Source organism: Bradyrhizobium betae, from assembly GCF_004123905.1.
GTDB classification, from domain to species: domain Bacteria; phylum Pseudomonadota; class Alphaproteobacteria; order Rhizobiales; family Xanthobacteraceae; genus Bradyrhizobium; species Bradyrhizobium betae_A.
Map to the genome: position 1 here is coordinate 179,164 of NZ_MZXW01000017.1, position 22,071 is coordinate 201,234.

Annotated in this window: 23 protein-coding genes; 13 read left to right on the forward strand and 10 right to left on the reverse strand. The window is 64.6% G+C overall.

All coding sequences use genetic code 11. The features are described 5' to 3' along the window. Window positions 1–4: 4 nt before the first annotated feature. The 3 genes from B5V03_RS16465 to B5V03_RS16475 are packed head-to-tail and all read right to left on the reverse strand — an operon-like array spanning window position 5 to window position 2,210. Window positions 5–736: an amino acid ABC transporter ATP-binding protein gene (locus tag B5V03_RS16465; RefSeq protein ID WP_129271365.1), complete on the reverse strand. Its 732-nt coding sequence runs from the start codon at window positions 734–736 to the stop codon at window positions 5–7. Then, window positions 733–1,386, reverse strand: a complete 654-nt coding sequence (locus B5V03_RS16470) for an amino acid ABC transporter permease (RefSeq protein ID WP_129271366.1) — start codon at window positions 1,384–1,386, stop codon at window positions 733–735. The genes B5V03_RS16465 and B5V03_RS16470 overlap by 4 nt, the downstream gene beginning before the upstream one ends. A 59-nt stretch (window positions 1,387–1,445) precedes the next feature. After that, window positions 1,446–2,210 carry an ABC transporter substrate-binding protein gene (locus B5V03_RS16475; RefSeq protein ID WP_129271367.1) on the reverse strand — a complete coding sequence of 255 codons (765 nt, stop codon included), beginning with the start codon at window positions 2,208–2,210 and terminating at the stop codon, window positions 1,446–1,448. Between the two features lie 179 nt (window positions 2,211–2,389). On the opposite strand from B5V03_RS16475, the gene B5V03_RS16480 reads away from it, so the two are divergent. Continuing rightward, window positions 2,390–3,034: a helix-turn-helix domain-containing protein gene (locus B5V03_RS16480; protein ID WP_164988059.1), complete on the forward strand. Its 645-nt coding sequence runs from the start codon at window positions 2,390–2,392 to the stop codon at window positions 3,032–3,034. A gap of 7 nt (window positions 3,035–3,041) precedes the next feature. Here B5V03_RS16480 and B5V03_RS16485 read toward each other — a convergent pair whose 3' ends face one another. From B5V03_RS16485 to B5V03_RS16495, 3 genes are all read right to left on the reverse strand, one after another. Next, window positions 3,042–3,488 carry a GNAT family N-acetyltransferase gene (locus B5V03_RS16485; protein ID WP_129271369.1) on the reverse strand — a complete coding sequence of 149 codons (447 nt, stop codon included), beginning with the start codon at window positions 3,486–3,488 and terminating at the stop codon, window positions 3,042–3,044. A gap of 291 nt (window positions 3,489–3,779) precedes the next feature. Then, entirely contained in the window at window positions 3,780–5,045 is a 1,266-nt protein-coding gene (locus tag B5V03_RS16490; RefSeq protein WP_129271370.1) for a D-amino acid dehydrogenase, read from the reverse strand. Window positions 5,046–5,115: 70 nt separating this feature from the next. Then, window positions 5,116–6,444: an aspartate aminotransferase family protein gene (locus B5V03_RS16495; RefSeq protein WP_129271371.1), complete on the reverse strand. Its 1,329-nt coding sequence runs from the start codon at window positions 6,442–6,444 to the stop codon at window positions 5,116–5,118. 161 nt (window positions 6,445–6,605) lie between these two features. Between B5V03_RS16495 and B5V03_RS16500 the strand changes: the two genes are divergently transcribed. Together B5V03_RS16500 and B5V03_RS41490 are read left to right on the forward strand one after the other, a co-directional pair. Beyond that, window positions 6,606–7,154 carry a cupin domain-containing protein gene (locus tag B5V03_RS16500; protein ID WP_129271372.1) on the forward strand — a complete coding sequence of 183 codons (549 nt, stop codon included), beginning with the start codon at window positions 6,606–6,608 and terminating at the stop codon, window positions 7,152–7,154. Between the two features lie 138 nt (window positions 7,155–7,292). After that, window positions 7,293–7,445 carry a hypothetical protein gene (locus B5V03_RS41490; RefSeq protein WP_164988060.1) on the forward strand — a complete coding sequence of 51 codons (153 nt, stop codon included), beginning with the start codon at window positions 7,293–7,295 and terminating at the stop codon, window positions 7,443–7,445. Window positions 7,446–7,493: 48 nt separating this feature from the next. On the opposite strand, the gene B5V03_RS16505 is transcribed toward B5V03_RS41490, so the two are convergent. From B5V03_RS16505 to B5V03_RS16515, 3 genes are read right to left on the reverse strand one after another with little or no spacing between them, the layout of a single operon-like run. After that, window positions 7,494–9,749 carry a xanthine dehydrogenase family protein molybdopterin-binding subunit gene (locus B5V03_RS16505; protein WP_129271373.1) on the reverse strand — a complete coding sequence of 752 codons (2,256 nt, stop codon included), beginning with the start codon at window positions 9,747–9,749 and terminating at the stop codon, window positions 7,494–7,496. After that, window positions 9,742–10,797: an FAD binding domain-containing protein gene (locus B5V03_RS16510; RefSeq protein ID WP_129271374.1), complete on the reverse strand. Its 1,056-nt coding sequence runs from the start codon at window positions 10,795–10,797 to the stop codon at window positions 9,742–9,744. The genes B5V03_RS16505 and B5V03_RS16510 overlap by 8 nt, the downstream gene beginning before the upstream one ends. Further along, the gene (locus B5V03_RS16515; RefSeq protein WP_129271375.1) at window positions 10,794–11,291 is read right to left on the reverse strand and encodes a (2Fe-2S)-binding protein; all 498 of its coding nucleotides are present in this window, start codon (window positions 11,289–11,291) and stop codon (window positions 10,794–10,796) included. The genes B5V03_RS16510 and B5V03_RS16515 overlap by 4 nt, the downstream gene beginning before the upstream one ends. Before the next feature lie 251 nt (window positions 11,292–11,542). Between B5V03_RS16515 and B5V03_RS16520 the strand changes: the two genes are divergently transcribed. Further along, window positions 11,543–12,181, forward strand: a complete 639-nt coding sequence (locus B5V03_RS16520; RefSeq protein WP_129271376.1) for a TetR/AcrR family transcriptional regulator — start codon at window positions 11,543–11,545, stop codon at window positions 12,179–12,181. Window positions 12,182–12,247: 66 nt separating this feature from the next. Continuing rightward, window positions 12,248–12,655 carry a DUF4864 domain-containing protein gene (locus B5V03_RS16525; RefSeq protein WP_129271377.1) on the forward strand — a complete coding sequence of 136 codons (408 nt, stop codon included), beginning with the start codon at window positions 12,248–12,250 and terminating at the stop codon, window positions 12,653–12,655. Here B5V03_RS16525 and B5V03_RS16530 read toward each other — a convergent pair. Next, window positions 12,615–13,916 (reverse strand): MFS transporter, encoded by a 1,302-nt coding sequence (locus tag B5V03_RS16530; RefSeq protein WP_129271378.1) that lies wholly within the window; start codon window positions 13,914–13,916, stop codon window positions 12,615–12,617. The genes B5V03_RS16525 and B5V03_RS16530 overlap by 41 nt on opposite strands. Before the next feature lie 150 nt (window positions 13,917–14,066). On the opposite strand from B5V03_RS16530, the gene B5V03_RS16535 reads away from it, so the two are divergent. The 8 genes from B5V03_RS16535 to B5V03_RS16570 all read left to right on the forward strand — a co-directional run bounded on the left by B5V03_RS16535 (window position 14,067) and on the right by B5V03_RS16570 (window position 21,390). Then, window positions 14,067–14,507 (forward strand): hypothetical protein, encoded by a 441-nt coding sequence (locus B5V03_RS16535; protein ID WP_129271379.1) that lies wholly within the window; start codon window positions 14,067–14,069, stop codon window positions 14,505–14,507. 77 nt (window positions 14,508–14,584) lie between these two features. Further along, window positions 14,585–14,869, forward strand: coding sequence for a hypothetical protein (locus tag B5V03_RS16540; protein ID WP_129271380.1), 285 nt, complete (start codon window positions 14,585–14,587; stop codon window positions 14,867–14,869). Between the two features lie 9 nt (window positions 14,870–14,878). Continuing rightward, window positions 14,879–16,303: a TolC family protein gene (locus B5V03_RS16545; RefSeq protein WP_129271381.1), complete on the forward strand. Its 1,425-nt coding sequence runs from the start codon at window positions 14,879–14,881 to the stop codon at window positions 16,301–16,303. Window positions 16,304–16,316: 13 nt separating this feature from the next. Beyond that, window positions 16,317–17,648, forward strand: a complete 1,332-nt coding sequence (locus B5V03_RS16550; RefSeq protein WP_129271382.1) for a copper oxidase — start codon at window positions 16,317–16,319, stop codon at window positions 17,646–17,648. A 32-nt stretch (window positions 17,649–17,680) separates the two neighbouring features. After that, window positions 17,681–18,136: a cupredoxin domain-containing protein gene (locus B5V03_RS16555; RefSeq protein ID WP_164988061.1), complete on the forward strand. Its 456-nt coding sequence runs from the start codon at window positions 17,681–17,683 to the stop codon at window positions 18,134–18,136. A 16-nt stretch (window positions 18,137–18,152) separates the two neighbouring features. Then, on the forward strand, window positions 18,153–18,467 hold the full coding sequence (locus tag B5V03_RS16560; RefSeq protein ID WP_164988062.1) for a copper-binding protein: 315 nt from the start codon (window positions 18,153–18,155) through the stop codon (window positions 18,465–18,467). A gap of 286 nt (window positions 18,468–18,753) precedes the next feature. Continuing rightward, entirely contained in the window at window positions 18,754–20,895 is a 2,142-nt protein-coding gene (gene flhA / locus B5V03_RS16565) for a flagellar biosynthesis protein FlhA (RefSeq protein ID WP_164988063.1), read from the forward strand. A 294-nt stretch (window positions 20,896–21,189) separates the two neighbouring features. Further along, window positions 21,190–21,390 carry a hypothetical protein gene (locus B5V03_RS16570; RefSeq protein ID WP_027532768.1) on the forward strand — a complete coding sequence of 67 codons (201 nt, stop codon included), beginning with the start codon at window positions 21,190–21,192 and terminating at the stop codon, window positions 21,388–21,390. The last annotated feature ends 681 nt before the right edge of the window (window positions 21,391–22,071 follow it).

The window sequence follows — 22,071 nt, forward strand, 5'->3', positions numbered from 1 at the left end:
CCGGTCAGAGCGGATGCAGCACGCGGCGCAAAAAGTCCTGCGTGCGCGGATGCTGGGGTTGATTGAGCAGCGCCTTGGCCGGCCCCTGCTCGACGATGATTCCGCCGTCGATGAACAGCACTCGGTCGGCGACGTCGCGGGCAAATCCCATCTCGTGGGTGACGACGACCATGGTCATGCCGTCGTCGGCGAGCTTGCGCATCACGCTGAGGACGTCGCCGACGAGCTCGGGATCGAGCGCCGAGGTCGGCTCGTCGAACAGGATCGCCTTGGGCTGCATCGCCAGCGCACGCGCAATCGCGACGCGCTGCTGCTGGCCGCCGGAGAGCTGCGGCGGATGCGCATCGGCTTTCTCGGCGAGGCCGACTTGCGCAAGCAGCACGCGGCCCCGTTCGAGCACCTGCGCACGCGGCTCCTTCTTCACGAAGAGCGGGCCTTCGACGACGTTCTCCAGCACGGTCCGATGCGGGAACAGATTAAATCGCTGGAACACCATCGAGACCTGCGTGCGGACCCTCACGATCGACGGCGCGTCGCGATCGACCTTGAGGCCTTCAACGCTGATCTCGCCACGGTCGTAGCTTTCGAGACCGTTGATACAGCGCAGAATGGTGGATTTGCCGGAGCCGGAGGGGCCGACGATGCAGACCACCTCGCCCTTCTCGACGTTCGCCGTGATGCCCTTGAGCACCTCGTTCTGGCCAAAGCTCTTGTGAACGTCCTTGAGCTCGATCATTTCTTGCCCGCCCGCTTCTCGAAGTGACGGACCAGCAGGATCAGCGGAATGCTCATGGTGAGATACATCAGCGCAACAAGCGTGAACACGTTGGTGTTCTTGAAGGTCGAGGACGCGATCAGCTTGCCTTGCAACGCGAGCTCGGCAACCGTGATGGTCGAGGCCTGCGAGGAATCCTTCAGCATCATGATCATGACGTTGCCGTAGGGCGGCAGCACGATGCGCACCGCCTGCGGCAGCACCACGCGGCGCATGGTCAGCCACCAGCCCATGCCGATCGATTGCGCCGCCTCGATCTGGCCCTTGTCGATCGCCTCGATGCCGGCGCGAAAATTTTCCGCCTGATAGGCCGAATAGGCGATGCCGAGCCCGAGGATCGCGGCTTGCAAGGCCGACAGCGTGACGCCGAGATCGGGCATCACGAAGTAGAGGTAGAACAAGAGCACGATGATCGGGATACCGCGGATCACGTTGATCAGGCTGGCACTGATCATCGACAGCGCCTTGATGCCGGAGACCCGCATCATCGCCCAGACGAGGCCGAGCACCGTCGAGAGCAGCAGCGAGCCGATGGTGACGATAATCGTCAGCGCGACGCCGCTCATCAGAATCGGGAAGAACTCGACGGCGTCGTGCCAGAAGCCTTTCATCGGCAAGCCTTCATCGAAAAGCCTTCATCGATCGAACCCTATCGATCAGCACCTCTTGATCAGCCCTGGGCCTTCTGGCCCCATTTTTCGAGGATCTTGTCGATGGTGCCGTTGGCCTTCAGCTTGGCCAGCGACGCATTGATCTTGCCGAGCAGCGCGGCCTCGCCCTTGCGCACGCCGATGCCGACCGAGCCGACGGTGACAGGCTTGTAGCTGTCGACCAGCCGCACCTCTGGGAAACCGCCCTGCTTCAGATTGTAGGCGAGGATCGGATAGTCGGCGAAGCCGGCCTTGAGGCGGCCGGTGTTCACGTCGCGCAGGATGTCGGGGATGGTGTCGTAGGCCTTGACGTCGGCGAACAGGCCGGACTTCTTCAGCGCGTCGACGAAGGCGGTGCCGACCTGGGCGCCGACTGTCTCGCCCTTCAGATCGTCCTGCGTGGCATAGGCCTTGGTGTCGGTCTTCGGCACCACGAGGCCTTCGCCATAGGTGTAGATCGGATCGGAGAAATCGACGACCTCCTTGCGCGGCGCAGTGATGAACATGGCGGCTGCGATGATGTCGATCTTGCTGGAGGTCAGCGACGGGATCAGCGCCGAGAACGCCATCGGCTCGATCTGCACATTGAGGCCGGCGTCCTTGCCGATCTCGGTGACGAGATCGACCATGATGCCCTGGATGGTGTTGGTCTTGGTGTCCAGGAAGGTGAAGGGAATGCCCGTCGGCGTCGAGCCGACCTTCAGTACCTGCTGCGCGGAGGCAGGCATGGTCGCCGAAATCGCGAGCGCCGCGACTGCGGCCTGGACAAAACGCTTCAACGCCATCGCATTCCCCTTTGGGTCCGGCCGATGGCGGCGCTCGCAGATGTCGTGATCAGACGTTGCGGGCCAAGCCGTTTCGGCCTATTTTCACCAATATGAAAATTTGGTCACACTTTCGCAGGTGATGCAAGCGGTTTTCATGCACATGAAGGAAGCGGTTTGACGTGAGCGGTGGCAAAAGAATGCGCAAACCGGCCGCCGCAAAGCCGGTGAAAAGGGCGAAGGCCAAAGCTATCACCAAGCCGGCCGAGCCGGCGATGGACGTTGCGGTCGGCCGCCGCATCAGGGATCTCCGGCGTGTCAGGCAATTCTCACTCGAAACGGTCGCGGCGCGCACGGAGCTGTCGATCGGCTTCCTCAGCCAGATCGAGCGCGGACTGTCGTCGCCGTCGCTGCGCGTGCTGGCAACGCTGTCCGACGTGCTCGGCGTCGGCATCGCCGCGCTGTTCGGTGCAAGCCCAAGTGCCGACGGCGCATCCGACCAAGTGGTGACGCGCGGGCTGCAGCGGCCCGAACTCAAGCTGTGGCGCACCGGCGTGTCCAAGCAATTGCTCAGCCCGGCCAGTGCCGACAACAAGCTGAACCTGTTCCTGGTGCATCTGGAGCCCGGCGGCTCAACCGGCGACGAGCTTTACACCCATGACGGCGAAGAGGCTGGCCTGGTGCTCGAAGGCGAGATGATGCTGACGGTGGACAGCGAGACGTGGTCGCTGAAGACGGGCGACAGTTTTAGATTTGCGAGCAGAAGGCCGCACCGGTTTTCCAATCCGGCGAATGATGCGAAGGCGGTCGTGCTGTGGGTGAATTGCGTGACGGGGGCGGGGTAGCTGGCCGTCAGGCCGACTGATAGACGTTCGGCCGAAGCACCTCCATGAAGCGGGACGGGCTTCCGATCTCCTTGAATCCGAATTGGCTATACAAGCCATGGGCGTCCGAGGTCAGCAGCAGGAAACGCCTGAGACCCTGGAGGTCTTCATGCTCCGTGACACGACGCATCAGTTCCTTGGACAGACCCTTGCCGCGATGCGCTTCGAGGATGAATACGTCGGCAAGCAGCGCGAATGTCGACCTGTCCGTGACGACGCGGGCAAAGCCGATCTGCGCGGCGCCATGGTACACACCAAAGCAGAGAGAATTTTCGATCGCGCGCTCGACGGTGGATCGCGGGATCCCGCGCGACCAATAGCTGTCTTCCGCCAGGAATTTGTGAATGACTGCTACGTTCAGGCGGTGCGGATCGGCTGAGATCTCGTAGTCGGCGGGAAACTGCTCCGTTTGCATTCACCCGGCTCCTTCTTGTGTCCATGCGACGCTATCCTGACCGTCATCCTGAGGTGCTCGCGCAGCGAGCCTCGAAGGATGCACGGCCCCGATCGAGCCGGGCCGTCGCCCTTCGAGGCTCGCCGCACGGCGCGTTGCGCCGCACAGCTCGCACCTCAGGGTGACGGTGATAGAGCAAGTGCGCGCTGCCTCCGCAGCCGTCATTGCGAGCGTAGCGAAGCAATCCAGACTGCCGCCGCGGAAAGATTCTGGATTGCTTCGCTTCGCTCGCAATGACGAGGGGATGGAGTCTTAGCCGAACCTGTGCGCGTACCGGTCCACCGTCAGCGCACTCACATCGACATCCGGCTTCTTGCCCGACAGCATGTCCGCGAGCACGCGGCCGGAGCCGCAGGACATGGTCCAGCCGAGCGTACCGTGACCGGTGTTGAGGTGGAGGTTGCCGTACCGCGTCGGGCCGATCACGGGCGGGCCATCAGGCGTCATCGGACGCAGGCCGCTCCAGAACGTCGCTTTGGACAGATCGCCGCCGCGCGGGAACAGGTCGGTCAGGGAGTGATCGAGCGTGGCGCGGCGCGCGTCGTAGAGTTTTGTCGAGAAGCCCGAGATTTCGGCGGTGCCGCCGACGCGGATGCGATTGCCGAGACGGGTGATCGCGACCTTGTAGCTCTCGTCCATCACGGTGGATTCGGGCGCGCCTGTTGCGTCCGTGATCGGCACCGTGATCGAATAGCCCTTCACCGGATAGACCGGCAGCGAAATGCCGAGCGGCGCAACGAGGCGCGACGACCAGCTTCCGAGCGCGAGGACGTAAGCGTCTGCCTGCAACATGCCGGCACTGGTCGCGACGCCGCTGACGCGCGCGCCGTCAGTGACGATGTGGCCGATGCCGGTATTGAACATGAAGCGCACGCCGAGTGCCTCGGCGTGCTTGGCCAGCGCCTGCGTAAACATGTGGCAGTCGCCGGTCTCGTCCTGCGGCAGACGAAGGCCACCGACGAACTTTTCCTTCACACCGGCGAGCGCTGGTTCGACCGCGATGCAGCCCTCGCGGCTCAGCGTCTCGTAGGGCACGCCGTATTGCTTGAGCACGGCGACGTCTTCGCCGGTGCCGTCGAGCTGGGCCTGGTAGCGGAACAGCTGGAGTGTGCCCTGCGAGCGCTCGTCATATTGAATGCCGATGTCGCGGCGCAGATCGCGCAGACAATCGCGGCTGTATTCCGCGATCGGGATCATCCGGCTCTTGTTGACCGCGTAACGCGCGCTGGTGCAGTTGCGCAGCATTTTTGAGAGCCAGACCCACATCACGGGATCGAGCTTCGGCCGGATCACCAGCGGGCCGTGCTTCATCAAGAGCCACTTGATCGCCTTCACCGGCACGCCGGGGCCGGCCCAGGGCGAGGAATAGCCCGGCGAGACTTCGCCGGCATTGGCAAAAGAGGTCTCCAGCGCCGGTTCGGGTTGACGGTCGACGACCGTCACTTCGTGGCCGGCACGTGCGAGGTAGTAGGCAGAGGTGACACCGATGACACCGCTGCCGAGGATCAGAACTTTCACGCTTGGTCAAACTCCCGCGGCATCACGCTCGCCGCTGCAAGGAAACAACTCGCAACGGCGAGAGCAATTATCAGGCCACCCGCTTGATGGCGTCGCCGAGGATCGAGACGATGTCGTCGATATGGCTCTTCTCGACGATCAGCGGCGGCGACAGCGCGAAGGAGTCGCCGCTCATGCGGAAGTACAATCCGCGATTGAAGCAGTCGACCATGACGTCGTAGCCGCGCGCACCGACGGTGCCATCACGCGGCGACAGCTCGACCGCGCCCATCAGGCCGCAATTGCGGATGTCGACGACGTTGGGCAGACCTTTGAGCGAATGTAGCGCATCGCGCCAGTATTCGGCAATCGACGCACCGCGTGTGAGCAGGCCTTCGTCCTTGTAGATGTCGAGCGTGGCGACACCCGCGGCGCAGGCTGTCGGATGCGCCGAATAAGTGTAGCCGTGGAACAGCTCCATCGCGTTCTCCGGGCCGACCATCAAGCCGTCGTGCACCTTGCGGCTCGCGAACACCGCGCCGCAGGGAATGGTGCCGTTGGTGATGCCCTTGGCCGTCGTCATCATATCGGGCGTGACGCCGAAGAAGTTGGCGGCGAACGGCGTACCGAGGCGGCCGAAGCCGGTGATGACCTCGTCGAAGATCAGCAGAATGCCGTGCTTGTCGCAGATCTCGCGCAGGCGCTGGAGATAGCCCTTCGGCGGCGGCAGCACCGCGGTCGAACCCGGCACCGGCTCGACGATGACGGCCGCGATGGTCTCGGCGCCGTGCAGGGCGACCAGACGCTCGAGATCGTCGGCGAGTTCGGCGCCGTGCTCGGGCTGATCCTTGGCGAAGGCGTTGCGGGAGAGATCATGGGTGTGCCGGATGTGGTCAACGCCCGGCAGCAGGGTCGCGAAGGCGCGGCGGTTGGCGACCATGCCGCCGACCGAGGTGCCACCGAAGCCGACGCCGTGATAGCCGCGCTCGCGGCCGATCAGGCGGGTGCGGCTCGCCTGGCCGTTGGCGCGGTGATAGGCGAGCGCGATCTTCAGCGCGGTGTCGACCGATTCGGAGCCGGAATTGGTGAAGAAGATGCGGTCGAGGCCCTTCGGCGCGATCTCGGCGAGACGCTCGGCGAAGTCGAACGCCAGCGGGTGGCCCATCTGGAACGACGGCGCGAAGTCCAGCGTCATCAGCTGCCGCTCGACCGCAGCGGCGATCTGCTTGCGGCCGTGGCCGGCATTGACGCACCAGAGGCCGGCGGAGGCGTCGATCACCTTGCGGCCGTCGACGGTGGTGTAGTGCATGCCCTCGGCCGAGGAGAACAGGCGCGGCGCCTTCTTGAACTGACGGTTGGCCGTGAACGGCATCCAGAACGAGTCGGTCTTGATAGTGTTCGGAATCTGATGAAGGGTCACGGGCCACGCTCCTTTGCTGACCTGCTAGCAGAGGCACGGTTCGGCAAGCGCAACAAGTCCTTTTCTGCGTTTCCGCAAGCCATTGATTTTACTAGGGCAGCCGGTCCATATTTGCGCGATCCGCAACACCTGCAACACGGGATCAGGGCAAGGACCAGGACATGAGCGTCGACATCGGTGGACGGCTGCGATTCATCCGGGCGCGCCAGAAGCTGTCCCAGCGCGCGCTCGCCAAGCGCGCCGGCGTCACCAATTCGACGATCTCGCTGATCGAATCCAACCAGATGAACCCGTCGGTCGGCGCGCTCAAGCGCATCCTCGACGGCATCCCGATGGGGCTCGCCGAGTTCTTCGCGCTGGAGCCGGAGAGCCGGCGCAAGATCTTCTACCGTTCGGAAGAACTCACCGAGGTCGGCAAGAAGCCGATCTCCTATCGCCAGATCGGCGATAATCTGTTCGGCCGCAGCCTGCAGATTTTGAAGGAGCGCTACGAGCCCGGCAGCGACACCGGACGCGTGCACCTGGTCCATGACGGCGAGGAAGGCGGCATCGTGATCTCCGGCAAGCTCGAAGTCACCGTCGAGGATGAACGCCGCATCCTCAATCCCGGTGATGCCTATTACTTCGAGAGCCGCCGCCCGCATCGCTTCCGCTGCGTCGGCGGCAAACCGTGCGAAGTGATCTCGGCCTGCACGCCGCCGACGTTCTGACGCGCTACCCGGGATACTACGGAGTGCCCCGGTGTCTTACGGAGCTTGCGCCATCTCAATTTCCGCGTGCCGAACCGCTATATGTTGCGAGCCGTAGTCGAGAAATATTCCGACACCGCTTCGTAACTGGGCTCGCCGATGAAGATCACGCTCGCCAATGCAGAGGCTGCGCTCGATGAAGTACAGCGCGACACCGACAAGCTCCATTCGCAGGAGCTGCGCAGGGCTATTGCTGAATACATCGAGACGCAACGCGAGGCGCTTAGGGCCCTCCGCAAGAAGCTGCATTAGCAGGACGCGGCGGAACGCGACTATCTCGCCCCGCCTTTTGTCTCAGAGCTACGTCAACAACTCCTCGATCTTGATCGGGAAACGACGCACCCGAATGCCAGTCGCGTGCCAGACAGCATTTGCGACCGCGCCGGCGCTGCCGGTGATTCCGATCTCGCCGACTCCCTTGATGCCGAGCGCATTCACATGCGGGTCGTGCTCCTCGACCGTGATGACGTCAAGCGGCGGCACGTCGGCATTCACCGGGATATGGTACTCGCCGAGATTGGCGTTCATGATCCGGCCGCTGCGCCGATCGGTGATGGCCTCCTCATGCAGCGCGAAGGACATACCCCAGATCATGCCGCCGAACAGCTGGCTCTTCACCAGATGCGGATTGACGATGCGCCCCGCCGCGAAGGCGCCGACCATGCGGGTGACACGGACCTGGCCGAGCTCGGGATCGACCTTGACCTCGGCGAACACTGCGCCGTGGGCGTGCATCGCATACTCCTCCATCGCCGCGGGGTTCGGCGCGCCGGTGCCGCGGGCCTCGACCTCCGCGACGCCTGCGCGCGCAAGAATCTCGGGGTAGCTCTCGCTGCGGCTTTCGTCGTCGCGGCGGATCAATCTGCCGTCGCGCGCGATGACGCCGGCATTGCCGGCGCCGAACAGCGGCGAGCGCTCATCGTTCGTGGCGAGATCGGCGAGTTTCGCGATCACGGCCGCACCGGCGCTGTGGATCGCAGCGCCAGCGGTTGCCGTGTGCGCCGAGCCGCCGGCGATGCCTGCGTCCGGCAAGTCGGATGAGCCGGCCTTGAACTCGACGCGGTCGATGTCGAGACCGAGTTCGTCGGCCGCGATCTGGGCCAGCGCAGTCCAGGCGCCCTGCCCCATGTCATGTGCGCCGATCTCCATCGCGCCGGAACCATCGCGGCGGAGCACCGCGCGTGCTTCGGCCTGGAACATCAGCGCCGGGAAGGTCGCGGTGCCCATGCCCCAGCCGACCAGAAGGCCGGCATCGTCCCGCATCTGCCGCGGCTGGAGCGAACGCTTCGACCAGCCGAAGCGCGCCGCGCCCTGCTCGTAGCAGGCACGCAGGGCCTTAGACGAGAACGGCTTGCCGGTGATCGGCTCGACCTCGGCGTAGTTCTTCAGGCGGAAAGCGAGCGGATCGATGCCGCAGGTCCAAGCCATCTCGTCGATCGCGCTTTCCAGCGCGATCGAGCCGGTTGCTTCGCCCGGCGCGCGCATGAACAGCGGCGTGCCGGTGTTGACGCGCACGGCGTCGTGCGAGGTGCGGATCGCAGGCGCCGCATAGAGCGTGTGCGAGGCATCGGCCGCGGGCTCATAGAAATCGTCGAACGTGCTCGACACGGTCCGCGCGTGATGATCGAGCGCAGTCAGGCGTCCCTCGCCGTCGGCGCCGATCCGTAGCCGCTGGCGCGTCGGCGCGCGATGGCCGACCGGGCCATACATCTGCTCCCGGCGCAGCACCAGCTTGACCGGCTTGCCGACCAGCTTGGCCGCCATGATGCCAAGGGTCGGCGGGCCCGACATCAGCCCCTTGGAGCCGAAACCGCCACCGAGAAACGGGCTGCGGATGTGGATCTTGTCAGGCGCAATGCCGAACAGCTCGGCGATGCGCCCGAGCGACAGCATCAGGCCCTGCGTCGGCATGTCGATCTGGAGGCTGTCGCCATTCCAGGCGGCAACGATCGCATGCGGCTCCATCGCATTGTGATACTGCGGCGGCGTTTCATAAATCGAGTCGATCTGCTTCCCGGCCGAGGCAAGCCCTGCCTCGACGTCGCCACGGTGATTTTCCGTGGGGTTGCCGACCCCGACGACCGGCGGCACATAGCTTTCACCGGCATCGAGGCCGATCAGCGCAGGCAGCGTCTCGTAACGCGGCGCCAGCAGCACCGCGCCTTCCGTCGCCGCCTCCAGCGTCTCGGCGATCACGACGGCGATTGGCTGGTTGGCGTAGCGGACCTCATTGCTCTGCAACACCTCCATCCGGAATACGAACGGATTGGTCTTGATCTCAGGATCGATCGCGAGCCGCGGCTTGTGATCGGGCGTCATGACATCGACGACGCCGGGATGGCGTTTTGCAGCCGCGACGTCGAGTGAGGTCACACGGCCGTGCGCAATGCTGGAGACAGCCATCACCGCAAACAGCATACCGGGCGGATGATTGTCGGCGGCATAGGTCGCCTGCCCCTTGACCTTGAGGATGCCGTCACGGCGGGTCAGCGGCTGGCCGATGCTCGAGCCATGCCGCAGATGAGTAGGCGCGCTGGTGAGATTGAGCTCAGACATGGATGGCTCCGGACGTCGAGGCAAAGGGAGAGGCCGGCAGCGCGGGGATGCGCGCGGGCGTGCCGGCGGCGGCAAGGGTCAGCGCGCGCACGACGATGCGGCGTGCGAGCTCGATCTTGAAGGCGTTGTCGCCGGACGGCTTTGCGTCGGTGAGCGCGCGCCAGGCGGCTTCCTGGAAGGCGTCCGCCGTGGGCGTAACGCCCATGAGCACATCTTCCGCGACACGAGCGCGCCACGGCTTTGCGGCGATGCCGCCAAGCGCAAGCCGCGTTTCCGCAATCTTGCCGTTCTCGATCCGCAACGCAGCGGCAGCCGAAACGACAGCGAAGGCGTATGAGGTCCGCTCGCGGACCTTGAGGTACCGCGCATGCGCGGCAAAGCCGCGCGCGGCGGGCGGCAGCCGCACCGCGACAATGAGGTCGCCGGGTTCGAGTGCGGAGTCGCGCTCGGGCGAGTTGCCCGGCAGGCGATGCAGCGCGTCGAGTGCCATTTCACGGCGACCGTTCCTGCCCTCGATCTCGACGATGGCATCAAGCGCAACCAGGGGCACGCAGAAGTCGGATGGATGCGTGGCGATGCAGCTCTCGCTCCAGCCGAGCACGGCATGGGTGCGGTTCTCGCCCTCGCGCGCATCGCAGCCGCTGCCCGCCTCGCGCTTGTTGCAGCGGCTTGCGGTGTCGTAGAAATACGCGCAGCGCGTCCGTTGCAACAGATTGCCGCCGACGGTCGCGGCATTGCGCAGTTGCGCCGACGCGCCGGAGAGCAGCGCCTCAGCAACGGCGGGATAGGACTTTGCAAAGTCCGCGTCATGCGCGAGATCGGCATTGCTGACCAGCGCGCCAATGCGCAGGCTTCCGTCAGCGAGGCGCTCGATTCCATCGAGCCCGTCGAGATGCGTGACGTCGACAAGACGATCCGGACGGCTGACGCCGCCCTTCATCAGATCAAGCAGATTGGTGCCGGCGGCGAGATAAACAGCACCCGGCTGCGCCGCGGCGGCGACGGCCTCGGCGACCGTGGCGGGCCTGACGTAATCAAACTGTTTCATGCGGAGCGCCTCTGATTGGTTTCATCAATGCCGGCCTGCGCCTCGAGCACGGCATCGACGATGCCGGCATAGGCGCCGCAGCGGCAGAGATTGCCGCTCAAGCATTCGCGGATGCGCTCGGGGTCGTTGCCGGCTTGCGCTTCCTGCATCATGCCGATCGCACTCATGATCTGGCCGGGCGTGCAGAAGCCGCACTGAAATCCATCGTGCGCGATGAAGGCGGCCTGGACGGGGTGAAGCTGGTCGCCGCGCGCGACGCCTTCGATGGTGAGGATATCGGCGCCATCATGGCTGATGGCGAGCGCGAGGCAGGAATTGATGCGCTTGCCGTCGACGAGAATGGTGCAGGCGCCGCACTGGCCGCGATCGCATCCCTTCTTGGTTCCGGTCAAATGGAGGCGCTCACGCAGGAGATCGAGCAGCGTGACGCGCGGATCGTCGAGGACGAAATCGCGCCGCGCACCGTTCACGGTGAGGCTGATGGAGTGGTTCATACAAGGCTCCGATCAGATATGGACATGAGTGATCGCGCAGCGCGCCACCTCCGTGGCCGCCGTCGATATCGTGCGCCCGAACATAATCCGGGCCAGCACACGACGAAGATACGGAGGCACCCTCCGCTTAACAAGAGCCGCCGTAAAATATTTGGAATTCGTCAAAAGTCCGTGGGCAGACAACGCGATGCAGCCCTGCAAAGGTTCTTGCGAGGGTTCAATCTAACCAATTCGTGATCTAGATTACCGGCATGGACGACCACACCGACCAGATTCGAAAGCCCCGCGCCGATGCCGTGCGCAATCGCGAGCGCGTGCTCGAGGCGGCGAAGGTCGTGTTCAACGCCGGCGGTCCGGAGGCCAGTCTTGAAGCTGTCGCAAAACGCGCCGGCGTCGGCATCGGCACGCTCTACCGGCACTTTCCGACCCGCGAGAATCTGTTCGAGGCGGTATACCGGCGTGAGGTCGAGCAGCTCAGCGAGCTTGCCGAGCATTTGAAGAATGCGAAGGACCCGGTCGATGCGCTCAGGCGCTGGCTGCGCTCAGGTGTCGAATTCGTTGCCACCAAGAAGGGGATGATGGCTGCCCTGGCGCTCGCGGTGCAAAGTTCATCGGAGCTCGCGGCGTTCTCGATGGACCGGCTGACCAAGGCGATCGGCTCGCTGCTCGATCGCGCCGTCGTGGCCGGCGAGATGCGCGGCGATGTCAGCCCGGAGGATTTGCTGCGGGCATTTTTTGGGATGTGCTACATGCACGACCAACCCGGCTGGCAATCCTCGGTGCTACGCATGCTCGACGTATTCGTCGACGGGCTGCGGATGCAGCCGGCCGGCAAGGCCAAGGCACGTACGGCCAAGGCCGCGAAGCCGGCCGTGAAACGGAAGCGATAGCACGCCCGTATTTCCCGTGGCGCGTGCTAGGATCGGCACCGCCAGGATTTCAACGCGGAGCCAGTCATGCGCATTGCCGCCTTGCTCGTCGCCTTCGTGATCGCCCTCAGCGCCGCTCCGGCATGTGCCGACGATGTCGCCACGGCGCAGGGCGTCATCCGCGCCCAGGAACAGGCCTTCGTCCGCGACGATGCGAGCGCCGCATATTCCTATGCCGCCCCCGCGATCAAGGAGATCTTCCCCGCACCCGACATCTTCATGGCCATGGTGCAAAACGGCTACGCGCCGGTCTACCGGCACAAGAGTTTTGAATTTGGCGAGAGCAAGAGCGAAGGCAATCAGATCGCCCAGCATGTTCACATCGTCGACGCCAATGGCGAGGCCTGGGAAGCGCTCTACACGCTCGAGCAGCAGGCGGACGGGAACTACAAGATCACCGGGTGTTCGCTGCTGAAGGCCGGACAGGCGGTTTAGGTTGCAAATCCGGTCCGGCCTTGACCGAATTCATCCGCGAGCGGATCAGCAGCACCAGGACAATGCCGATATTGACGGCGTTCCAGGCGACGCCGTTCGCAAACGCTGCTGCATAAGATCCCGTCGCATCGAAGATCACACCCGACACCCAGCCGCCGAAGGACATGCCGAACACGGAGGCGAAGATCACGATGCCGACGCGGGTTGCGGCTTCGCCCGCCGGCATCGCCTCGCGCACGATGATGGCGTAGCTCGGCACGATGCCGCCCTGGAACAGGCCGAACATCGCAGAGATCAGATAGAGCGAGGCGAGGCTGTCGAAGAACAGATAGAACACCAGCGCAAAGCCCTGCGCCAGCGATCCGAGCAGCAGCGTGTGGATGCCCCCGATCTTGTCGGCGAGGAAGCCCGAGCCGATTCGGCTGACGATGCCGCAGGCCATCATCAGGGACAGCATCTCGGCGCCGCGCGCCACGCCGTAGCCGAGATCACCGCAATAGGCGACGATGTGCACCTGCGGCATCGCCATGGCGACGCAGCAGGAAATGCTGGCAATCGAGAGCAGCACCGTCAGCGTGTTGGTCGACAGCTTGAGATCAACCCGCGGCGGCGGCGCATTGGCATGATCGCGGATATGGTCGTTCCCCATCTGCGCGCGCAGGACCAGCACCAGGATGGTCATCAGGCTCACGCAAACAAGGCCGATGCCGATGTGAGTGTAACGCCAGCCGATCGTCTGCAGGCCCCCATTCACGAGCGGCGGCCACATCGTGCCGGCCACATAATTGCCGCTGGCGACGATGGTCACGGCGAGGCCACGATAGCGCTCGAACCAGTGCGAGGCCTCCGCCATCAGCGGCGCGAAGGTCGCCGACGTCCCGAGCCCGATCAGGAAATAGGCCGCCACGAACTGCCAGAGCTGGGTCGAAAGCCCGGCCAGCGTGTTCGCAATGCCGAGGAAGGCGATGCTGATCGCCATCGCCGACACGATGCCGAACCGATCGGTAATCTTGCCGGCAATCACGCCGCCGAGCCCGAAGCCGAACATCATGAGGGTGAAGGCCAGCGACACCGCGCCGCGCGTGGCGGCGAATTCGGCCTGGACCGCGGGAATCATCACCACGATCGCCCACATGCCGACGCCGCCGATCGAGCCGATCAGAAGCGCAATGACGAGCCGTATCCAGGCCTGACGCGAATCAGGGGTGAATGTATCAGCTATGTGTCCTGGATGATTTGGTGCGTGCACAGGCCGGACCATGACCCGCGGCTCGCCACACGGTCAAGCAGCGTGGCGATATATTGGGCATGCGCGGTGCACTGCGGTAAAACGAGCTTGGCGGATGCGCGTTTTGCCATTAGTTTGCAATCCGCGTGTGCAACATTGCCGCGCGAGGAGTCTATTGGCAGAATGCTGTTGCGATTGACGCGATCGATGCGGATCAGGGTGGGGCGGATCATCGCCCTCGCCTATCTGTTCTGCGTGCTCGCGCCGGCCGCAAGCCTAGCCTGGGGCAGTGGTCCCGCACCGTGCCTTGACGAGGCGCTCCTCGCCGATCTCGTGCCCGTGCATCACCAGATGCAGCCCGGTCACGTGCATGACGGCGCCTCGCATGACCACGCCGGACCGCATGCGCACCACCAGACCGCCGCACAGGACGCTCCCGCTCCGCATCACGATGGCAAGGGAACGGTGGGCCCGTGCTGCGCGATGATGTGCGTGAGCGCGCTGCCGGCGGATCTGCCCGGCTTGACCACACCGGTCCGGCCGATGTCGATCTGCGCGCCCGAGATCGTGGCCAGCCTGCATAGCACGGCGCCGCCCCAGCACTACCGTCCCCCCATCGCCTGATCTGACGCGACGACGTCAGGCCGCACGCGCATCCGCGCGCGCGAACCTGTGGTCCTACGACAGATCAGGGATGACTCATGCTTACGCTTTCCGGAGCGAAGTCCGCGGCCGCATCCGCGGCGCGGGGACGACGCTTTTCATTTAACTGGCCCCTGCTGGCCGTGATTGCGCTGGCGTTGTCCGGCTGCATGCCGGCAACCACGCAGGTCGCGGGCGCCGATCCCGCCGATCCCGCGGCAAAGGTGGCACCTGTCGGCTATCGGTCGACGATCGCGCCCTATACCGGCCTGCGGCCCGCGACGCCGGCACCATGGCGCGACCGCAACGACGCCGTCGCGCCGCAGCCGAAGCAAGACCGGTAGGAGCGCGCCATGGCACACCATTTTGCGCGGGGCCTGCTCGTGCTCACTGCGTTCGGACTCTCCGGCTGCGCCGCATTTTCACCCGACAGCGGCATGAATGCCGTCTCGGAGCTGACCAGCCAGACCATCAACAAGGACGTCGCCTTCGTGCTGACGGCCGAGGGAGCCGGCGCGGTCGATGCGCGCGTTCGCCAGCTGCTGGCGCGCACGCTGACCAGCGAGAGCGCCGTGCAGATGGCGCTGCTCAACAACAAGGGATTGCAGGCCGCCTACAACGAGCTGGCGCTGGCCGAGACCGACCTGGTGGAGCAAAGCCTGCCGCCCAATCCCGTGTTCTCGATCTCGCGAATCTCGGGCAATGGCGCCAGCGAAATCGAGCGCCAGGTGGTCGGCGACATCCTCGCACTCGCAACCCTGCCGTTCCGCTCCGACATCGCCCGCGAGCGTTTTCGGCAGGCGCAGTTGCGTGCCGCGCTGGCGACGCTGCGGCTCGCCGCGGACGTGCGCCGCGCTTATGTCGGCGCGGTTGCCGGCAACGAGATGGTGGTGCTGCTGACGGACGCGAAGTCTACGGCGGAATCGACCGCGCAGCTTGCGGTCAAGCTCGGCGAAACCGGCTCGATCAACAAGCTCGACCAGGCGCGCGAGCAGGTGTTTTATGCCGAGACCACCGCCGACCTCGCGACCGCTCGGCAGGCGGCGACGAGCGGCCGCGAAAGACTGGCGCGCCTGATGGGGCTGTGGGACGACGGCCTCGACTTCCGCCTGCCCAACCAGCTGCCGCCACTGCCGCGCCGGCCGCAGGCGTTGCCCTCGATCGAAGCCGACGCGGTGGCCCATCGCATCGACTTGCAGATCGCGCGGCTCGAGCTGACGGCGCTGGCGAAGTCGTTGAATCTCACTGAAGCGACACGCTTCGTGACGCTGCTCGATCTCGCCGGAATCTCCCGCCGCACCCAGGATCCGGAAGGTGCGCCGTTCCGCGAACGTGGTTTCGATGTCCAGTTCCAGATCCCGATCTTCGACGGCGGCGAGGTGCGCGTGCGGCAGGCGACGGAGACCTACAGCCTCGCCTTCAACCGCCTCACCGAGCGCGCCGTGAACGTTCGCTCGGAAGCACGTGACGCCTATCGCGCGTACCGATCCACCTACGACATCGCCAGCCACTACCAGCGCGAGATCCTGCCCTTGCGAAAAATCATCACCGAGGAGATGCAGCTGCGCTTCTCCAGCATGCAGGTCGACATCTTCGCCCTGCTCACCGAGGCGCGTCAGCGCCTGGCGTCACTGCGCGGCGCGATCGACGCCAGGCAAAAATTCTTCCTCGCCCAGTCCGACTTGCAGACCGCCGTCAATGGCGGCGGCGCGCCTTCTTCGGGCGGCGACAATTCAACCACCATCGCCGCGGCAGCGCCTGCCGATGGCGGCCACTGAGAGGGAGGCCAGCATGTATTCCCGTCGAGGATTTTTGGGCACCGCCGCGCTTGCCGGCGCATCGGCCATCAGCGGCCGCGTCCAGGCCGCGTCGATTCCGGAAGCGCCGCACATGGACAGGGTGGTGATGCAGCCGCCTTTGCACCCCATCAGCGGACCCGACTATCGCCCCGTGGTCACGCTGAACGGCTGGTCACTGCCGTTCCGCATGAACGGCGACTGGAAGGAATTCCATCTCGTCGCCGAACCTGTCGTGCGCGAGTTCGCCGAAGGCATGAAGGTCAATCTGTGGGGCTACAACGGCCAATCGCCGGGACCGACCATCGAGGCGGTCGAGGGTGACAAGATCCGCATCTTCGTCACCAACAAATTGCCCGAATACACCACCGTGCACTGGCACGGCATGATCATTCCGAGCGGCATGGACGGCGTCGGCGGGCTGACCCAGCCGCACATCCAGCCCGGCAAGACCTTCGTCTACGAGTTCGAGATGAAGAAGAGCGGGACCTTCATGTACCACCCGCACTCCGATGAGATGGTCCAGATGGCGATGGGCATGATGGGCATGGTCGTCGTGCATCCGCGCGATCAAAGCTTCCGGCCCGTCGACCGCGACTTCGTCTTCGTGATGAGCACCTATCGCGTCGATCCCGGCACCTATCTGCCGCAGGTCAACGAGATGACCGACTTCAACATGTGGACCTGGAATTCGCGGGTGTTTCCGGGTATCGATCCGCTGCCGGTGCGGCTCGGCGACAGAGTGCGCGTGCGCATCGGCAATCTCAGCATGACCAATCACCCGATCCATCTGCACGGCCATAGCTTTGCGGTGACCTGCACCGACGGCGGCTGGATTCCCGAGAGCGCGCAATATCCGGAGACGACCACCGACGTGCCGGTCGGCGCTGTCAGGGTGTTCGACGTGCTCGCCGACAATCCCGGCGACTGGGCGTTCCACTGCCACAAGTCGCACCACACCATGAACGCGATGGGGCACGAGGTGCGCAATCTGATCGGCGTGTCGCGCAAGGACCTCGCCAGAGCCGTCGGCAAGCTCGCACCGGATGCGATGGCGATGGGCTCCTCCGGCATGGCGATGGGCAACATGGAGATGCCCGCGCCCGACAACACGCTGCCGATGATGACTGGCACCGGCCAGTTCGGCCCGATCGAGATGGGCGGCATGTTCACGGTAATGAAGATCCGCGAGGACCTCGCGCGCGACGATTATCGCGATCCCGGCCCCTACAAATTCCCGCAAGGCACCGTCGCTTACGAGGTCGAGGCACCCGATGCGGGACCGGTGCGGCAGCCCGCCACGCCCGCCCACAAGATGAAGATGTGAGCGGTTCGATGAACCACCAACTGGAGAACAAGATGAAGACGACAATCAAACTCGCACTCGCGCTGGCTGCGCTTTCAATCGCACCGGCCCTTGGCCACGACAAGCATGATCACGGCAGCTTTTCGGCCGGCGAGCCCGGCAATCCCAAGCAGCCCGCGCGCACCATCGAGATCCTGTTGAACGAGATGGACTACGCCCCCGCCAAGATCGAGGTCAAACGCGGCGAGCAGATCCGCTTCGTGCTGCGCAATGTCGGCAAGGAGGACCATGAATTCCTGCTTGCCACCACGAAGGAGAACCTCGCGCATGCCGAGGTGATGAAGAAGCATCCGCACATGGAGCACGACGAACCCAACGGCGTGCGCCTCGCACCGAGCAAGACGGCCGAGGTCCTCTGGAAGTTCACCAAGGCCGGCACGTTCGAATTTTCCTGCCTGATCCCCGGCCATCGCGACTACGGCATGGTCGGCCACGTCACTGTGAACTGAAGCAATGGAGAGAGCCATGAAATCGATCAGTAAATCGATCACCCGCATCACGGCCGCGCTCGCGTTGACGCTCGGCCTGACCTTCGCCGCCGGCACGGCGCAGGCAGCCTCGATCAGCGGCGAGGTCAAGAAGATCGACGAGAGCGCCGGCAAGATCACGCTCAAGCACGGCCCCGCCAAGAGCCTCGGCATGGACGAGCCCATGACCATGGTCTACCGCGTCAAGGACCCCGCTTGGCTCAAACAGGTGAAGGTCGGCGACAAGGTGACCTTCGAGGCCGAGGAGGTGGCCTCAGGGTACACGGTGACGAAGATGGAGAAGGCGAAGTAGGCCGACCTCCCCTCAACGGTCATTCCGGGGCGCGCAGCGCGAGCCCGGAATGACATCCGTGGCCCAAATACCCCGGTCTGACCTCCTGCCGCACCCTCCGTTAACCCTTTGCTAACCATACACCCGGCAAGAATTGCCGGGTGAAGTCGAGTGTCGTCAGCCGCGTAGAACGGGAGGTCCCCCCGTGGACGCCAGTGCGGTGCCTCACTTTCGGAACGGCGGCCCTCCGGCCGCCGCGCAGACAATTGGGGCGCGCGGACGTCAGCCGCGCGGGGGAGCAGCTACCATGGTCGACGTCACCGCGGGACAGGGCGTAGGCAGCACGAACGCCGGCTTCCCCACCCTTGCCGAGGTCGGCAACATCCTCAGGCGCGGCGATATCGCGCTGGCGCTCGGCGTCCTCACCATCCTGGTGGTGCTGATCCTGCCGCTGCCGGCGATCGTGCTGGACCTGTTCCTGGCGATCTCGATCACGCTCTCGATCCTGATCCTGATGACCTCGCTGTTCATCCAGGCGCCGCTGGAATTCTCCGCCTTCCCGACCGTCCTCCTGATCTCGACCATGCTGCGGCTGTCGCTCAACATGGCCTCGACCCGCCTGATCCTGTCGCACGGGCACGAGGGCACGGATGCCGCCGGGCACGTCATCGAAGCCTTCGGCAGCTTCGTGATGGGCGGCAATTTCGTCATCGGCATCATCGTCTTCGCCATCCTGATCATCGTCAATTTCGTCGTCATCACCAAGGGTTCGGGCCGCATCGCCGAAGTCGCCGCGCGCTTCCACCTCGACGCCATGCCCGGCAAGCAGATGGCGATCGACGCCGACCTCTCCGCCGGCCTGATCGACGAGAAGGTCGCCAAGCACCGGCGCAAGGAGCTGGAGGACGAAAGCGGTTTCTTCGGCGCCATGGACGGTGCCTCCAAATTCGTCCGCGGCGACGCCATCGCCGGCCTTTTGATCGTCTTCATCAACGTCGTCGGCGGCATGATCATCGGCGTGGCGCAGCAAGGCCTCTCCTTCGCCGACGCCGGGCGCAGCTACACGCTGCTGACCGTCGGTGACGGCCTCGTCACCCAGGTGCCGGCGCTGATCGTCTCGACCGCGGCCGGCCTGCTCGTCTCCAAGGCCGGCGTCTCCGGCGCCGCCGACAAGGCGCTGATGAAGCAGTTCTCCGGCTATCCGCAGGCGCTCGCGATGTCCGCGGCGGTCATGCTGGTGCTGGCGGCGCTGCCGGGCATTCCGACCATCCCCTTCCTGGCGCTCGGCGCCGGCGCCGGCGCGCTCGCCTGGCACGCCCGCAACCGCAACCGGGCGACGGCAAGGGCTGACGAAATTGCCAAGACCGCACCTGCTGCGGGAACGCCGGGTGCCCCGGGCGCCGCCGCGGCCGAAGAGCCCATCTCGGCGGCTCTGAAGATCGACGACCTCAAGATCGAGCTCGGCTACGCGCTGCTGCCGCTCGTCAACGGCCCCGACGGTACCGACCGCCTCACCGAGCAGATCAAGGCGCTCCGCCGCTCGCTCGCGATCGAGATGGGTTTTGTGATGCCGGCGGTGCGCATTCTCGACAACGTCCAGCTCGAGGCCAACACCTACATCATCAAGATCAAGGAGGTCGACGCCGGCACCGGCAAGATCTGGCCGAACCAGTTCATGGTCATGGACCCCGGCGGCAGCCAGGTGCAGGTGCCCGGCATCCACACCACCGAGCCGACCTTCGGCCTGCCCGCGACCTGGGTCGATGCCAGCCTCAAGGAAGAGGCCTCGCTCAAGGGCTACACCGTCGTCGACGCCGCGACCGTGCTCTCGACCCACCTCACCGAGCTGCTCAAGGCCAACATGTCGGACCTGCTCTCCTATGGCGAGGTGCAGAAGCTGCTCAAGGAGCTACCGAAGGAGCAGGGCGAGCTGGTCAAGGACATCGTCCCCGGACAGGTCACGGTTTCCGGCATCCAGCGCGTGCTGCAACTCCTGCTCGCCGAGCGCATCTCGATCCGCGACCTCTCGACCATCCTCGAAGGCATCGCGGACTCGCTCGCCTTCTCGCGCAATCCCGCGACCATGGTCGAGCACGTCCGCGCCCGGCTGGCACGGCAGATCTGCGCGCAAAACACCTCCTACAACGGCTATCTGCCGCTGATCGCGCTGTCGGCGCGCTGGGAGCAGGCCTTTGCCGAATCCATCATCGGCCAGGGCGAGGAGCGCAGCCTCGCGATGCAGCCCTCGAAACTGTCGGAGTTCATGACCGCCGTGCGCGAGGCCTTCGAGCGCGCCGCACGGGAAGGCGAAGCACCGGTGCTGGTCACCTCTGCGGCAATTCGTCCCTTCGTGCGCTCTCTGGTCGAGCGGTTCCGGGCCCAGACGACCGTGTTGTCACAGGCCGAAATCCATCCCAGGGCGAGATTGAAAACGGTCGGAAGCGTCTGATTTGCCTTAAGAAGCCGTGTGTTTTTCGGCCACAGGCAAATAGTTTTTGAGTTCCTGGTGCCTTGTCGACCAAATGCTGACAAGGCGCCCTAGAAGCACATTACGGCGTTGAAATAATTACAAAATTGCACGATCAAGGGTCGCCTTTGATCGCGATCTTTCACGTCGTGTCACGCTCTTGTGATCGCCCCTTGGGAACGAATCCCCCCAATACTAGGTTGTTGGGCACCGGAAGCATGAACCTGCCTGAACAGGGCGGCGACTACTTCGGGTAGATGGCGGCAGGAGCCTTCCATGAACCACTCGATTTACAGCGCAGATCGCTCGACCCACTTGAAGATCGTGGTCGTGGCCCTCGTCGCAGGGATCGCGGTGGCAGGCTTCGGCATCACGGCACGCACGGGTTCGGATGATGGTCTGACCCAGACGGCCCGCGTCATCAAGGCCGGCAAGCCGGTTGTTATCACCAGCTCGAACGCGTCCCTCGTTCGCTAAGGAGATATGAGTTTCAGGAATTCACGCGGCTCTTTACCAGCCCCCCAAAGTCGCCGTGTGGATATGTAGACGACCCCAACCCCAAGTCGACTACAGAAAGCGCCCGCCCCCCACGGGCGCTTTCTCATGTCTGGGGTATGCCTGTTATTGGTGAGCACAGGCGCATCCAATCCATCATTTCGAGCTGCTGATGCCGTCATCCTGAGGTGCGAAGCTTGCGTTGCGAAGCAGCGCAAGCGGAGCCTCGAAGGATGCACGGCCCCGATGCAGCTCGGCGTCGCCCTTCGAGGCTCTTCGTGGGCGCGCTGCGCCCATGAAGAGCACCTCAGGGTGACGGTCGACGATTTGCGCGTGTGGTGACATTGGTATTTTGCTTTCAGCAAGAGACACACCTTCGCGCTCCCGCGGCATCTTTTCGCCCGAGCTTTGCTTCGTCCGCCTGCCCTCAATTGAAAGAGGGCGCAGGGAAGACCGGGTGCCGGCTGGCACCCGCGGTCCACTGTGCGAGGTTGCAGATAGAAAATCTGCACAGTGGCATACAGGTGTAGCCAGGACATCCGGCCTTCCCTGCGCAGTGGCTTTACGGCTTATGTCGTGATCTCCCCGGGGAGCGATGCACTATTGCCCCCGTCGTCTCGCGGATGACTGACACGAGGGCCCGGTTGAGCCACACGCATCACC